The organism is Beduini sp. (assembly GCF_047239305.1).
Lineage (GTDB): Bacteria > Bacillota_I > Bacilli_A > Erysipelotrichales > Coprobacillaceae > Beduini.
The window spans coordinates 1-16,005 of the sequence record NZ_JBKTEM010000025.1; the positions used below are offsets into that span (position 1 = coordinate 1).

At 33.6% G+C, this 16,005-nt stretch carries 14 protein-coding genes; 12 read left to right on the top strand and 2 right to left on the bottom strand.

All coding sequences use genetic code 11. From position 1 onward, the window contains the following. Positions 1-283 precede the first annotated feature (283 nt). Entirely contained in the window at positions 284-790 is a 507-nt protein-coding gene (locus ACLRVU_RS15340) for a cysteine hydrolase family protein (protein WP_412892359.1), read from the bottom strand. Positions 791-893: 103 nt separating this feature from the next. Here ACLRVU_RS15340 and ACLRVU_RS15345 point away from each other — a divergent pair, with 103 nt between their 5' ends. The 11 genes from ACLRVU_RS15345 to ACLRVU_RS15395 all read left to right on the top strand — a co-directional run bounded on the left by ACLRVU_RS15345 (position 894) and on the right by ACLRVU_RS15395 (position 13,507). Next, positions 894-1,826 carry a helix-turn-helix transcriptional regulator gene (locus ACLRVU_RS15345; protein WP_412892360.1) on the top strand — a complete coding sequence of 311 codons (933 nt, stop codon included), beginning with the start codon at positions 894-896 and terminating at the stop codon, positions 1,824-1,826. A gap of 359 nt (positions 1,827-2,185) precedes the next feature. Then, on the top strand, positions 2,186-2,464 hold the full coding sequence (locus ACLRVU_RS15350; protein ID WP_412892361.1) for a hypothetical protein: 279 nt from the start codon (positions 2,186-2,188) through the stop codon (positions 2,462-2,464). Continuing rightward, positions 2,425-2,958 carry a hypothetical protein gene (locus tag ACLRVU_RS15355; protein WP_412892362.1) on the top strand — a complete coding sequence of 178 codons (534 nt, stop codon included), beginning with the start codon at positions 2,425-2,427 and terminating at the stop codon, positions 2,956-2,958. The genes ACLRVU_RS15350 and ACLRVU_RS15355 overlap by 40 nt, the downstream gene beginning before the upstream one ends. Positions 2,959-3,012: 54 nt before the next feature. Continuing rightward, positions 3,013-4,242 (top strand): aminopeptidase, encoded by a 1,230-nt coding sequence (locus ACLRVU_RS15360; RefSeq protein ID WP_412892363.1) that lies wholly within the window; start codon positions 3,013-3,015, stop codon positions 4,240-4,242. 230 nt (positions 4,243-4,472) lie between these two features. Next, positions 4,473-5,531, top strand: a complete 1,059-nt coding sequence (locus tag ACLRVU_RS15365) for a leucine-rich repeat domain-containing protein (RefSeq protein ID WP_412892364.1) — start codon at positions 4,473-4,475, stop codon at positions 5,529-5,531. Between the two features lie 139 nt (positions 5,532-5,670). Next, on the top strand, positions 5,671-7,152 hold the full coding sequence (locus ACLRVU_RS15370; protein WP_412892365.1) for a VWA-like domain-containing protein: 1,482 nt from the start codon (positions 5,671-5,673) through the stop codon (positions 7,150-7,152). Continuing rightward, complete coding sequence (locus ACLRVU_RS15375) at positions 7,152-8,669, top strand: AAA family ATPase (RefSeq protein ID WP_412892366.1); 1,518 nt, start codon at positions 7,152-7,154, stop codon at positions 8,667-8,669. The genes ACLRVU_RS15370 and ACLRVU_RS15375 overlap by 1 nt, the downstream gene beginning before the upstream one ends. 635 nt (positions 8,670-9,304) lie before the next feature. Continuing rightward, entirely contained in the window at positions 9,305-10,180 is an 876-nt protein-coding gene (locus tag ACLRVU_RS15380; protein WP_412892367.1) for a helix-turn-helix domain-containing protein, read from the top strand. A gap of 68 nt (positions 10,181-10,248) precedes the next feature. Then, positions 10,249-10,737, top strand: coding sequence for a hypothetical protein (locus tag ACLRVU_RS15385; protein ID WP_412892368.1), 489 nt, complete (start codon positions 10,249-10,251; stop codon positions 10,735-10,737). Positions 10,738-10,847: 110 nt separating this feature from the next. Next, positions 10,848-12,626: a MutS-related protein gene (locus ACLRVU_RS15390; protein WP_412892369.1), complete on the top strand. Its 1,779-nt coding sequence runs from the start codon at positions 10,848-10,850 to the stop codon at positions 12,624-12,626. A gap of 113 nt (positions 12,627-12,739) precedes the next feature. Further along, complete coding sequence (locus ACLRVU_RS15395; protein ID WP_412892370.1) at positions 12,740-13,507, top strand: histidinol-phosphatase; 768 nt, start codon at positions 12,740-12,742, stop codon at positions 13,505-13,507. Between the two features lie 99 nt (positions 13,508-13,606). Here ACLRVU_RS15395 and ACLRVU_RS15400 read toward each other — a convergent pair whose 3' ends face one another. After that, positions 13,607-14,377, bottom strand: coding sequence for a MurR/RpiR family transcriptional regulator (locus ACLRVU_RS15400; RefSeq protein ID WP_412892371.1), 771 nt, complete (start codon positions 14,375-14,377; stop codon positions 13,607-13,609). Positions 14,378-14,460: 83 nt separating this feature from the next. Between ACLRVU_RS15400 and ACLRVU_RS15405 the strand changes: the two genes are divergently transcribed. Continuing rightward, positions 14,461-15,924, top strand: a complete 1,464-nt coding sequence (locus tag ACLRVU_RS15405; RefSeq protein ID WP_412892372.1) for a glycoside hydrolase family 1 protein — start codon at positions 14,461-14,463, stop codon at positions 15,922-15,924. Positions 15,925-16,005: the final 81 nt, after the last annotated feature.

Genomic DNA, 16,005 nt, shown 5'->3' on the forward strand with positions numbered 1-16,005 from the left:
TAACTGTTTGAAACAGTTTTTTTTATTTAATATAATAAATTTATATATGATAGTAAATTGTAATTATCCCATAGATAATTACAATTTATTTTTATTATATGAAGCATTTAATATACTGCAACACTGCATTTAAAATTAATATTTATTATTGAATTATATGAGAAAACGACTGATGTATATAATTATTACATACATCAGTCATTCTTTCTTATATAGGACTTCTCATATTTTATTATTGCCGTTTTGTCTTTAATCTTTGTCATAGGATCATAAACCTTGTCTTTTATTTAACTTCCTGTAATAACAAGGCATTTAAATTCATGATTTTGCAGCCCTTGCTTTTATAATAATTCAGCATTTCATCAATTTTTCTTTTATCATAACTGGTAATACAATCCGACAAGACAGTCACATCATAATTTGCTTTGCGTAAGTTGTAGCAGGTGGATTTAACACATGCAGCCGCATCTGCTCCCGTAATGAAGAAATTCGTTATTTCATTTTTATGAACGTAATCAAAGAAGGCTTCACTGGTTAAGGCATTTCCCTTTGATTTCGTAAATATATTGTTTGATACTATTTTTAAATCTGGTGCAAGTTCTGCGCCTTGTGTGTTAGGCTTGAATGTTCTTGTTCCGGCAGATAAATTTTCATGTCTTATATAAATCACATGAAACTGTTGTTCATTTGCCCAATCGACAGCTTTATTAATATTGTTGATAATCTCCTTGTAGTTCTTTGTGATGTCATTTTGAATATCGATAATGATTAAAGCATTTTTCTGTGTCATATTTTTCTCCTCACTTTACTTTTTCAGTATATCATACGATTGTTGACAGCATTATGGCAGCAATATATAATAAAACAAATAAATTTTAAAAGGTGGTTATTTGATGAAAGTTGACAGGCTCATTAGCATTATTATCACTCTGCTTGATAAAGAGCGTATAAGCGCTCAAAAGCTAGCAGATATGTTTGAAGTTTCACTGCGTACAATCTATCGTGACATAGACGCTATTGATAGGGCTGGAATTCCTGTTCAGGCAATATCTGGAGTGGGGGGCGGTTTTGAAATCATGCCTAAATATAAGATTGACAGACAGGTATTTTCGATTGCTGATCTTTCTACCATCTTATTGGGACTTTCCAGTCTCTCGAATATGATGCATGATGATGAACTGAGAAATGCTTTTATAAAGGTGAAAAGCTTTATCCCTGCCGATAAAGCGAGAGACATCGAATTAAAAACAAATCAAATACATATTGATGTAAGTTCATGGATGGGAAATAGCGGTATACAAAGCTATTTAGAAACAAGTAAAATGGCATTAGAGGAGAACAGGCTGCTTTCATTTGAATATATCGCGCACCATGGCAACAAAACAGTACGAACTATTGAACCCTATCAGCTTGTATTAAAAAACAGTCATTGGTATCTGCATGGATTTTGCCATAAAAGAAATGACTTTCGCCTTTTTAGACTATCACGCATGTCAAACTTTCATTTGGAAGAAAAAATGTTTATCCCACGAGAACATAAAAAACCGGAGTTAGAATTTACTGAAATCTTGACTGCTATGCAGACCAAAATTAAAATCCGCATTCACAAGTCGGTAGTGGATAGGGTGCTTGATTATTGCTCATATGAATACTTTTTACCAGATGGAGATGAGCATTACATTGTTTGTTTTCCATTTGTAGAAAACGACTATCATTACGATATACTCTTGAGTTTTGGAAATAAATGCGAATGCTTAGAGCCGTTGCATATTCGTACAGAAATGAAACGAAGGATACATGATATTGCTGCAATATACGAGAGCTAGCAGCACATAGATGGAGACGATCAAGGGATGTGGGCATTGATTGTCTTTTTATAGTTTAATAATTTATTAATATTATGCCTTATCAGTAAGCAGAAATAAAAAACTGTCATTTTATAATGATGCTTATAAATCGGTTGACTACTGAATGTTTTCTCCTTGCTTCCATTATATGAAAATTCTACTTAACTACAATGAATGAAGAAAGGCTGATATTTTTTAATCCAATTTGATTGATAAAAGAAACATTATATGAGAAGAGCTTATCAATTTAGTGAAAAGACTTCCTTTAATTTTAGCTTAATAAATGAGAAAAATGAGAGTAGGGATTATGTTATAATGGGGGTAGAGGAGGGATTTTGATGGAGACTAATATGATATTTGGACTGCTTTTTATCTGTCTATCGTTAGTCAGCGGTTATTTATATATGCGCTGTAAGAAGAAATGGATTTTTAAACTGCTATTATGGGTGTTTCTTTATATTGGATTTTATTTGCTTTTGTCAACATCCCTGATAATTATTCCTTTGATATGTTATTTGGTGATCGTTTACTTTCTGTCTAAAAAAGTAGCTTCAGGAGAGGTGGACGAAAGAAAAAAATGCCGACGATTGTTTGGACACTTATTGTATTTCTATTGATTTATTTAGTTCCCGGTGCTAGTTATCATATAAATCGAGAAGTAACATTGGACAATGCGTTAGAAAGCTTCCCTGATGTTACTCTTATGCAAGAAATAGTAGGGGAAGAAATTCCGATAAAAATGACTCAGGATGATTATCGACTGAATGACAGACTGATTAGCTATTCGATTATTTTTCGACCATTAGAAGAAAATACGATAATCGATATTCAACACGTATTTGCACAATCAAGGCATACTATTTATCAAAGTTTTGCAGATACCGCCGATATAAAGAATAAACGATTAAATCCAAATGAATTCCTTGTAAATGGTTTTGTCGTTTCTATTGAGTATGAAGAAAGGGAAGATGTGGGTGTCGAGGTTAGATATAAAGCATATAACAATAAAATTCTTATTGAAGGATATGGAATAGTGCAGCTTGAATCCATTAATGAAGAGGATGAGGCGATTATTAAAAATAAAGTAGAAAGAATCATTGGAGCATTATAGGACTTACCCTATTGAGACAAAACGTGTATACTGATAATAGAAAGTGGGGATATGATGAATAAAGTATTGATGGAAAAATATGCAGATTTATTAGTAAGAACTGGAGTGAACTTACAAAGGGGTCAAACCTTGATCATTGAGTCACCGATTGACTGTGCAGAGTTTGCAAGAGTGGTGAGCGAAAAAGCGTTTGAGGCGGGTGCTGGTGATGTTGTTTGTCATTATAATGATCCGGTGTATCAAAAGATTAGAGCGAATCATTTAGCTGAAGAAAAAATAAGCGAAGTGTTGGATTGGCAAAAAGAAAGTTTAGACTATTATTTGAGACAAGGAGCATGTTCATTAATGCTGACTTCTCCGCAGCCTTATTTAATGCAGGATATGGATGAAAGCAAAGCGGGTGCCATGCAGTCCTTTACCAATGATCTGAGAAATGTTATTCGCAGCCGTATTGCGACGGATCATGTGCAGTGGTGCATTGCGGCGGTACCGAATCAAAAGTGGGCAGAAGCTATCATGCCAGAAGTAGCTAAAGACAAAGTATTGGATGAATTTTGGACACTATTATTTAAATTAGCTTATGTTGATGAAAATAGTGACGCTAATGATAACTGGCGGGAAAATGCGAGGCGTCGTCAAGTACTGACTGAAAAGTTGGATAGCTTTCATTTAGATTCGTTTCATATGACATCAAGTAATGGAACGGATATTATCTTTGGTTTTCATGAAGATTACAGCTGGGGTTCAAAAAAGAAAGAGGATCCAGAGGAAATTAAATATTCGCCGAATATTCCAACAGAAGAAGTATGTACATCACCTGATAAATATCGTACGAATGGCATTGTCTATTCCACAAAGCCGTTGATGTTAGGCGGGAAAATTGTCGATAACTTTTCAATTCGGTTTAAGGATGGAAAAGTGGTGGAAGTTCACGCTGAAAAGGGGGAAGAATTGCTTAAAGGTATTATCTATCAAGATGAAGGAAGCTGCTATTTAGGAGAAGTGGCTTTAGTACCTTATCATTCCCCTATTAGTGAAAGTGGATTGGTCTATTTTAATACACTAATCGATGAAAATGCTTCCTGTCATATTGCTTTGGGAAAAGGCTTCCCTAATACAGTGGGAGTAACAAGTCAAGAACCGGCAGACTGGGAAGCGAAGAATTTAAATTATTCCAGCATTCACATTGACTTCATGATTGGTGCAAAAGATACAAAAATTGTGGGACATACAAGAGATGGGAAGGAAGTTATTATTTTTGAAAATGGAGATTTTGTGATCTAAAAGATTGCAGTCTCTTTTTTCTATTTAATTAACAATCTGCCAAAAATGATTGAATTAAATATATTTAAGCTAAATACTAACAAAAAATTGAAAATTATATTAGAGCGTTTTTATAGTAGAAGGTTGTGAAAATAGCCTATTTATGATTAGATAAAATAATAGATGTATCCCTAAACGGAAATATGTTAGAATAAACATGATATAAATGAAGTAGAAGAAGGAAGTATAATATGGAAGAATTTAGTATATTTAACTCAAATCTAAGTAAATATAATGGAACGGACACCAACGTTGTAATCCCGGAGTCAGTAACTTCTATCAATGATTTTGCTTTTTATGGCTGTGAGACTTTAGAGACAGTTAAAATTCCAGAATCGGTGACATCCATCGGAGCGCACGCTTTTTATGGCTGTGAATGTTTAAGAAAGATTGAAATTCCAGAATCGGTGACATTGATCGGCGGAGGGGCTTTTTCGTGCTGTAAAAAGCTGGAAACTCTATCGATTCCAAAAACGGTGAAATCAATAGGGAAAAGTACATTTTATAAATGTGATCATTTAAAAAATGTTTATCTTCCTGATTCGATTCAATCGATTGATCACAGCGCTTTTGCCTTCTGCAGGAATTTAGAGTCAATCGAATTGCCGGCATCATTATTGACTATTGGTGAGAATGCTTTTGAAGAATGTGTCAGTTTAAAAGCAATTACGATGCCCAAAGGACTCACCACTATTGGTAAAAAAGCATTCGTCAATTGCGTGAACTTGGAAAACATAGTAGTATCTAAGAATTTAAAAGAGGTTGGAGAAAATGCCTTTTTGACACGCAGCACTTTAACTTTTGAATCAAATGATACGCTGTTTTTAAAACCCGTCTTTTTTGATAATAATTGGATGCTTAGTTTTAGAAGAAAAGAAGATGAAAGCTATAAGTTTATAAATTCTTATTTTCCAAATGTAAACTTAACGGATTGGAAGCCCTACGCTAAATTAATTTTAATGGTTAATTTTTTAGAGACTTACTCTAAGCATACGGGCGTACAGAAAGAAAACTATGAGCAGGCTTGCCGTGAAAATAAAACAGAACTGCTTGAATTTCTGATTAATGAGAAGCGATATGTCCCATTAAATCAAGCGTTAGAGAGTGGACTGATCACATCAGTCGATCTACAGCCTTATTTTCATATGATTACTGATCGTGATCAGAAAGCAAAATTAATGGAATACAAAAATAAGGAAAGTGAATCTCTATTCAGCAGTTTAGAAGATGAATTGATGAATATGTTTTAAATGGCAGCAATGCCATTTTTTTGTTTTCAGAAATTAATTTCATAATATAAAAAATTTCTTTTCTCTTAAAAAAGTATGATACAATAACGCTAAGTTTTGTTTAGCAGTAAATAAATTGAGATAAAGTAAGGTGGAAAATATGGATAATGAGTTAATTGATCTATGTAATGAAATATTTAAAAACTTAATCAGTCAGATTACGATGCATCTGAGATTCATGGATATTGCTTTAGCGAAGTATATCTTTGTTCCTAATTCCTTATCCATTGAATGTGACGGCATCTATTTATACTATGATCCTATTTATTTGATTAAAACATTTAAGAATAATCCAAATTCTCTAACACGCGGTTACTTGCATATTGTGCTTCATTCCATCTTTAGACATCAATATTTAACGTTTAACTGTAATCGGCAATTATGGAATTTAGCGTGCGATATAGCCGTTGAAAATATGATTATGGAATTAAATTTGGATTGTATGGAAATTGCTAACAGTGAAGAGATGAATAAAGAGATCGATAAACTAAAAAGTAAGATCAATCTTTTGACCGCACAGAAAGTTTATCATTACTTACAAGATGAACTTAATTCAGATCAAATAAAATGGCTAAGTGACTTATTTTATTTTGATGATCATTCCCGCTGGTATTCAATTCGTGATATTACAAACAGTTCTACAAATTTATATGGAGAAGAATCTAAGGACGATCCAACTAAATCCGGAAGAAATCGTTTTGACAATGCAAGTCATGAATCGGATGAGCCGGATGATGAATCAAAGCAAGATCGTGAAGAATCGGATGACCAGGATAAAGAAAATGAGGAATTAAGTGATCAGGAAATTATTAAGATCAAGGATTCTATGAAGGAATGGAAAGATATTTCTGAGAAAATTGAAACGGATCTTGAAACATTCTCTAAAGAGTATGGTGAACAAGCCAGTTCAATGGTGCAGTCTTTAGCTCGTTTAAACAGAGAAAAATATAACTATACAACCTTTTTGAGAAAGTTTATGACAACCGGTGAAAAGCAAATGATCAATGATGAGGAATTTGATTATGTGTTTTATACTTATGGCTTACAGCTGTATAAAAATATGCCGCTGATTGAATCCTTAGAATACAAGGAAACAAAAAGCATCAGAGATTTTGTGATTGCCATTGATACATCGGGATCCGTATCCGGTGATATCGTGCAGTCTTTCTTACAGAAAACATATAATATTTTTCAACAAAGAGAAAACTTCTTCAATAAGTTTAATATCCATATTATTCAATGTGATGCTCAAATACAGCATGATGAAAAGATCACCAGCTTATCGGAGTTCGATCATTATATTAAGAATATAGAAATACATGGATTAGGTGGAACAGACTTTAGACCTGTGTTTGATTATGTCGATGAATTAATCATGAAGAAAGAATTTATTAATTTGGAAGGACTCATCTATTTTACGGATGGAGATGGGAACTATCCTAAAAAACAACCTGATTATTTAACCGCTTTTGTCTTCTTAGACAAGGGAAACTTAGTGGACGCTAAAGTGCCTTCATGGGCAATTAAATATATATTAGACGAAGATGAAATAATAAATGAACAGATGGTGGAGGAAAAGTAATGAACATAAAAGAAGCAAAACAGCAGATTAAGAATGCGATTATAGCTTATTCGACAAAGGATGAGTTCGGAAATGCGATGATTCCTGTCAGCAAGCAAAGACCGGTCTTCTTAGTAGGGGCACCGGGTATTGGGAAAACAGCGATTATGGAGCAGATTGCTCAGGAATTGGATATTGCCTTAGTTTCTTATTCCATGACACATCATACACGTCAAAGTGCCTTGGGATTACCTTTTATTGTGGATAAAAAATATGGGGATGAAAAATATCGAGTATCAGAATATACGATGAGTGAGATCATCGCTTCTATTTACGATGCAATGGAATCAACGCATAAAGACAGTGGTATTTTATTTTTAGATGAGATTAACTGTATCTCTGAAACATTGGCGCCTTCAATGTTGCAGTTTTTACAATATAAGACGTTTGGCAGACATCAGGTACCCGAGGGATGGATTGTGGTAACAGCCGGGAATCCCCCCGAATACAACAACTCAGTAAAAGAATTCGATATTGCGATGTGGGATCGTCTTAAAAAAATTGAGGTAGAAGCAGATTATGAAATTTGGAAAGAATTTGCGGTCAATACGAATGTTCATCCGGTAGTCACTTCTTATTTAAGTATTAAATCAAACAACTTTTATAGTATTTCTACAACAGTAGATGGAAAAAGCTTTGTTACAGCGAGAGGTTGGGACGATTTAAGTCAAATGATCATTCTTTATGAAATGAATAATATCGAGGTGGATTACAATCTTATTGCTCAATATATTCAAGATGAAATGATTGCGAAGGATTTTGCTCATTATTATCAACTGTTCCATAAATATCAGGCGGATTATAAGGTGGATTCCATCATTGACGGAACAAGCACAGAGGATATTAAACTACGTGCTAAAAATGCCAAGTTTGATGAAAGATTATCCTTAATTTCACTGATTATGTCTCAATTAGATGATACGATCTCTAAAACTGTGGAATTGGAAGATTCTATTCGTAAAGCAATGGGTGAAATAAAACAAATCCAATCAACGAGTAATACAAAAGAAGATTATATTCAAAATATTACAGCGAAAACAGTGGAGTTGAAAGCAGAATTAAACGAAAAAGAATCAGGTAATGCCCTTTCTAGTGAATATCAAGCAGAAGTTTATCGTGCTATCGCATTATTAAATACGATCGTTGAAGCATTAAAATTAGATGATCGTCAGGAAAGTCCTGCTAATTTGGTAAAAGGTGCATTGCAGAAAGCTTTGACAGAATTAAAGAAAGAGGATGAAACAGCCCAAAATGCTTTAAATCATACGTTTGAATTCTTTGAGGAAGTCTTTGCCGAAGGGCAGGAAATGTTAATTTTAGTTACTGAAATGACAATTAATAAAGGCATTTCTAAATATATCTATTCTCATGGCTGCAAGAAATATTATGAACATAACAAACAGTTATTGTTTGAAGATAAGCAGAATGAATTGATGGAAAAAATTGATGCGATTAATCTACTTGAGATAGGAGATTAATGAGTTTACAAATTTGATTAAATAATTATGGGACATTTAAGTCCCTTTTATTTATAGTAGAAATTATAAAAGTATCTTTATTTAATGATAAGTATGTTTTTAAGGATCGATACATATTTATCAGTGAGAGAATTTGCCATCTAAAATACTCCTGTTTTTTACATATAAAATTGATATCATTTTGGTATTATAATATAAATATAGAAATATTTATAAATAATGAAAATTTAAAGAAATTATAATAGAAAGGAAAGTTAAGTTAAAATGAAGAAACTATCGAGAATGCAAAGGGTTTTGGTTATACTTACTATAATAATAGTGGTAAGCTTTGCACCAATTGCATTTATTTCGTTTGTAAATGATTGGAATGATCGCAGTTTAATAAAATATACGTATGGGATAGTGCAAACTATTTTCATTTTGCTTATTATCGATATTGTAATAAGAATTAATAAAAAATAGAGGGAGTCTATTAGAATTTATAATAAATAAAGGATTCTATTTTTAGCTACAAAAAGATATGGTAAATATTTTTAATAAAATTTAATTGAATATCTCACATAATATTGTATTTCTACGCTGGGTAGATAGGAAAAATAAGCGGAGTATGATAGGATACAAGAGAGGTGAGACATATGGATAATAAAACAATTGGACGTTTCATACATCAATTAAGAATAGAAAAAGGATTTACCCAGCAGGAGCTGGCAGATCAGTTGAATGTGACCAATAAGGCTATTTCAAAATGGGAATGTGGGCGAGGATGTCCTGATATCTCTTTATTTGAAAAACTAAGCGATGTGCTTGGAGTCTCTGTTATTGAGTTGTTAAATGGGAGACATTTTGAAGCACCGCCACCACAACAGGAAATCTTGAAAACATCTATTGATTATTCTGATAAGATCGTAAAAGAAAATACTCAGCACTTAAATACCCGAATGGTCATATTAGGATTGGTCATCTTATTTGGCATCGGATTCTTTTTGTTACCATTTCTCAACCAGACTATTTTTCATTTTCCCGAAATGACATCTCCTATCTATACACCATTATATACCGATCCACAGGAATCGAATGATCAATTCAGCAGTCAGTATTTTCATTCCTTAGAACGATTTCATACAGCCTATATCGGGGATAATTCTAAGGTTGGAAATCTGATTAATGCCTTACCGTTGAATCAATATGGTTATTCGATCGAAATTTTAAGCGAAAATTATCAGCTAAATGTGTATTATCATGATGTCAGTTGGAATATTGATGCTTTAAATGGAGACGAATATTATGTCTATAAATCAATACTGTATAACTCTTTAGCTACCTTTAGTTATATCGATAATATGAATTGCATTCAGTTTTACTTCTCAGACCGAAGTATGAAAATTACTCGTAATGCTTTTAATCAGCTGTTCACTGGTGAGACTACGGAAGGAAGATTGAGTGAGTTGTTAGCAATGTTAGAGGATGAACAAATTGTTGAAGAAAAAATACAATTTTTTAACATTTTGTGACATTTTAGGGTGAAATTTATTTCTTTTTGTGATATTCTATATGTAGGGAATAAAAGGAGAAATATTATATGAAAAAACTATTAGTTGGGTGTTTAGCCCTGATGCTGCTAGCGGGATGCAGCTCATCAAAACCATTGGAAGCGAAATATGTATATTCGTTTGAAGATGAGGGAATTCTTTATGAAGAAGTCGTAACTTTAAAAGGAACTCAAAAAAGTAAGACAGACTGGTTAGATGAAACGAAAGATGAATTAACTGTGACATTCACAGATGAAGAAACTTATCAGGCTTACATTGAAGATTTAAAAACGGAATCAGAATCATATCGTGCATGTCCGGGTGGAAACAACGGAACAGACTGCAGTAAATATGTAACTTATGAATATTCTGTTGATGAAGGCGGAAAAGTATATAAAAGTACAGAAACAATTGATTATAAAACTGCTAGAAAAAATAAGGATGCTGTAACTTATGATCAACCTTATTCTAAAAATGAATATTTTTCATTCGATAAAACTGCTGAAGAATTAGTAAGTCAAGGATATGTTAAACAATAAGACACAGATTGCAAAATCTGTGTTTTTTTTGTATGTCATTGCCTTTTTATACATCTTCGCAACAGATGAAATCTGTGGTATACTTTTACCAATAAAGAGAAGGTGAGCTTATGTATAAGAAACGTTATGAAGAGCTTTATCAGACAGAAGAGAATATCCTTCGTAAGCTAAAGGAAACATCGAATCGCTATACATTTTTAAGAGCGATTGTCATGGTTGTTTTTTTGCTTTTTGTCTATATTAATATTACTCATTTAACTGTCCCCTATTTTTCAATGCTGGGATTGTCCATCCTTATTTTTATAGGTTTAGTTTATTTTCATGGGAAAATAAAAAAACAATTGATGTATCACGAAAATAAGGCGATAGTATTAAAACAGTACCAAGATCGATTTGATCATCATTGGTCTGAATTTAAAGAGACCGGTGAGCGATATAAAAAGAATGAATATTTCATTGCTAAAGATTTAGACTTATTAGGAAAGCATTCCTTGTTTCAGTTTCTTAATGTCGCCAAAACATCATTAGGACAGCAAAAATTAGTTGATAGTCTTGTTCATCCGAATTATTCTTTAGAAGAATTAAGCCAACGACAAGCGGCTGTAAAGGAATTAGCAGAAAATGTAGATTTTTCGATTGAGATTCAAACATTGCTGGCAGATACAAATAAAAAAGATGATATTGCTGCCTTAAAGGAGTTTCTAAAGAAAATACAAAAAGGAATCAAGCCTCAGCGATATGCTTGGATTGTTCGTTTCGTCACGGTTATGATTATGATCCTAAGTCTATTTAAGGTGTTTGGTGCCGCTAGCGGATCAGTGATGTTTCTAGGTATCTTGGTCAATTTATTAGTAGCAAATATTGGGGGATTAAGTTATCATACTCACTTTGAATTGGTACATTCTATTTCCAAGTCATTAAATCGTTATCAGGATATTTTTACATTGATCCAAGAGACTCACTGTCATTCTCCCTATTTAGAGGCTTTGCTGAAGGATATTCAAAATGGGAAAGCTGCTCAAGGTATTCACGATATCTACTTAGTAAGTGAAATGATCAGTCAGCGTCAGAATGTGATTGGAAATTTCTTTTTAAATGGATTGGTAGTTTATGATCTGCTGTGCATTGATCGATTAGCTAAATGGAAAACGAGATACAGTGAAGAAGTGCTGACTTGGTTTGATCAGTTTGGTGAACTTGAAGCGCTGCTTAGTTTAGCCATTATTCCTCAAACGAAAACAGTCACAGCCTTTCCGACTTTAGTGGAACAACCTTTAATGATTGATTTTAATGGTGTTTATCATCCGTTAATGAATCAGGAAGAAGCGGTTGCAAATCCATTTCACCTAGTTCATCAAGCAAATATTATCACAGGATCAAATATGTCAGGCAAAACCACTTTCCTAAGGACTTTAGGTATCAATATGGTATTAGCTTTTGCAGGAGGGGCTTTGTGTGCTGAAAAAGCAACGCTGTCTTATATGCATGTTTTAACTTCTATGCGTATTGAAGATGAATTAAGCAGCGGTACATCGACTTTCTACGCTGAATTAAAACGCATAAAACAGATGATTGATGAAAGTGACAAACATATTCCGATTTGCTGTTTTATTGATGAAATTTTCAAGGGAACTAATTCCGCAGATCGTATTGTAGGAGCTAAAGCAGCTATTGAACGCTTGATTAAAGATAATGTATTAGTTTTTGTATCAACACATGATTTTGAACTGTGTGATTTAGAAAAGACTCTGCCACTCAGCAATTATCATTTCAAAGAAGATTATGCGGATAAGCAGATTACGTTTGACTATCAGATTCGTTCGGGACGCTGCCATACTACCAATGCACGCTATTTATTAGAAATGGTAGGGATCATCAAAGACTCTTAAAGCCTCAATTTAGTGCTTTAGGAGTCTTTTTGTAAAGAATAGGTAAAATAAATATTTATTCCTTGGCAAAAAAGGGGGCAATGTATATAATAAATGAGGAAAGAAGGAACGTTATGAAAGCAAATTACCACACCCATACTCCACGCTGTAATCATGCGCGCGGCAATGAAGAACAATATATCGAAGCAGCGATTAAAGCCGGACATCACGTGATCGGATTTTCTGATCACTCTCCATGGCATTATAATTCTAAATTTGTTCCAACCATGCGTATGAAATTATCTGAGTTGGATAACTATTTAGAAACTTTGAAAGCACTAAGAGAAAAATACAAGGATAAAATAGAGGTGAAAATTGGTTTAGAATGTGAATATTATCCTCTATATATGGATTGGCTGAAAGAAACTTTAAAGGAAAAAGAGATTGATTATATTATTTTAGGAAATCATTTTAAAGACAGCGATGAACATGGTCCTTATTATGGAACCAAGACAGCGGACGACCGTATATTGAAACGCTACGTAGATGATGCGATTGCGGCAATGAAAACGGGTTTATATTCATATGTGGCACATCCTGATGTTATTCATTATTATGATGTTCAAAGTCCTATTTATAAATTAGAGATGGAACGCTTATGTGCAGCCGCAAAAGAAATGAATATTCCCTTGGAATTCAATTTATTAGGATATAGCACACAGCGTCATTATCCAAATGAGAGCTTCTGGGAAATTGCAGCTAGAAATAAAAATACAGCGATCTTAGGGATTGATGCACATGACTTATTTCAATATGAAGATAAAAAATGGGAAGCAAAGGCAACCCAGTATTTAAATGATTTAGGTATTGAATTAGTCGATGAAATTACTTATTTAAGATAAAATGAGTTAGGAAAACCTCCCAACTCATTTTTTGCATTTTCTGCAAGTTTTAATTTTTACGATCTGACTTCATTTAAAATAGAGATGTAAATAGAAAGATTAGGAAGTAAGTACCATTTCTATAAAAAAGAACATGAGATGCACATAGATTTGTGAGTTTGCCAGGGATTGGGTTTGTGCAGCATTCTTGAAAACAGGGATACAGTGATTAAATAAGTAAGTTAAAGAAGGAGCTTCGATGGCACTCAGCAGCAGCTTATAGGCTTGGCAATGCAAGAGATGACGCCCTACACGGTTTTCCCCTTTGAAAATATTTCCAGTATTAGAAAAAACAATAACACAGTCTTCCTTTGAAAGAGAGGAAAGCTGGTTATAATCGTTAACAATGATGATAACTTTTTCCCTATGGATATAGCTCAAAGAAAGCTGAATATGCTGCGTTACAACATTCATAGAGACCATTGAGATTAAATAGATTTTTGGATAATAGTCAAAGACATCTCGAACAAATTCAATATCCTTTTTTTGAATTGCTTTTAAAAAGGGCAGTAGTCTTTGATTAAAATAGTGATCAATATTCTCGGGAGTTAGATGCAAAGGACGCACATCCTGTGATAAAATCATATGTTGTTTTAAAGCTTTGGCATTATAAGCACAGTCGTGACGAAAAGACTTATAGTTTTCATAGCCGAATTGATTGATTAACCTTGAGATACTAGAGGTCGAGGTTTGACAAGATTTAGCTAGATCTTCAATCGTCATTTCTCCTACTTGATCAAAATGGCTTTTGACAAAATCAGCAAACCAATATTCCATCCGATCCGGTGTAGATTCATTAATAATCTGGTTTAATTTGTCCATTAAGTGCATATTGATTCCTCCCTGTTACTTTCTATTTTACCTTATTTATACAAGAAATAAAAGTCATCTAAAAAAGAGAACGGAGGTATAAGATGAGTTTTCCAAAGAATTTTTATTGGGGCGGTGCCTTAGCCGCTAATCAGTGTGAAGGTGCCTATAATGAAGGCGGACGTGGATTAATTATGAGTGATGTATCAACAGCAGGAGCTAAAGACCGTTTAAGAAGTATCACTTATATAGATCCTGCGACGCAGCAGATCAAACGCGGACCAATATTCCATAAGATACCTAAGGGATGTCATGGCATTGTCTTAGAGGACGAATATTATCCTAATCATGTAGCTATTGATTTCTATCATCGCTATAAAGAAGATATTCGTCTGTTAGCCGAGTTAGGTATTAATATGCTAAGAATTTCTATTTCATGGGCACGTATTTTCCCTAAAGGTGATGAATTAACACCTAATCAGGAAGGACTGAATTTTTATCATAAGGTATTTGAGGAATTGCATTACTATGGCATCGAACCTTTAGTCACCATCGTTCATAACGAAATTCCTCTATATTTAGAAGAAACCTATGGCGGATGGCAGAATCGTAAAGTCATTGAATGCTTTGATCGCTACTGTGAAACAATCTTCAAAGAATATAAAGGAGTAGTAAAATACTGGTTGACCATCAATGAGATCAATCAATTATTACTGGTTTTTGATTTTATGGATAAAAATGTTTCTTCAGGTTTATATCAAAATTCATTCCAGCAGCTGCATCATCAATTTGTAGCAAGCAGCCATGCGGTAAAAAAGGCTCATGAAATTGATCCGAATAATCAGGTAGGCTGCATGCTTTGCGGTGTCACTTCCTATCCATTTACCTGTGATCCAAAGGATATAGAAGCTAATCAGCATTATTGGCAAAAAGTCATCTATTATTGTTCAGATGTTATGTGCCGAGGGGAATATCCATATTATGCGCAACGTTTATGGAAGCAATATGATGTTCAGTTAGAAATAAGTGAACAGGATAAAAAAGACTTAAAAGAGGGGACAGTTGATTTCTATTCCTTTTCTTATTATGCTACTTCATGTACAACAACACATCAGGATGCCTCAAAAGCAAATGGGCATTTTGCTTTAGGTGCTAAAAATCCCTATTTAGACTATACGGATTGGGGAAGTGCAACAGATGCACAAGGACTGCGCTATTTCATGAATGAAATTTACGGTCGTTATCAGCTGCCTTTAATGATTGTCGAAAATGGTTTGGGAACAAGTGATCAATGCATTGACGGAAAGATTCACGATGACTATCGCATTCAATATCATAAACAGCATCTACAGGCAATGTCAAAGGCAATCGAGGATGGGGTGGAGCTGATTGCTTATAATCCATGGGGGATTATAGATTTGATTTCTGCCTCTACCGGAGAAATGGCTAAACGCTATGGCTTTATTTATGTAGATCGTGATAATGAAGGAAACGGAACATTAGACAGAATATGCAAAGATTCTTACTACTGGTATCAAACTATTATTAAAAATAATGGAAATGAATAAAAAAAGAGGAATACACAAAAGTATTCCTTTCTTATATAAAATAAAAAGAAGATATCTAACGATCTTCCACATGACGTTTTG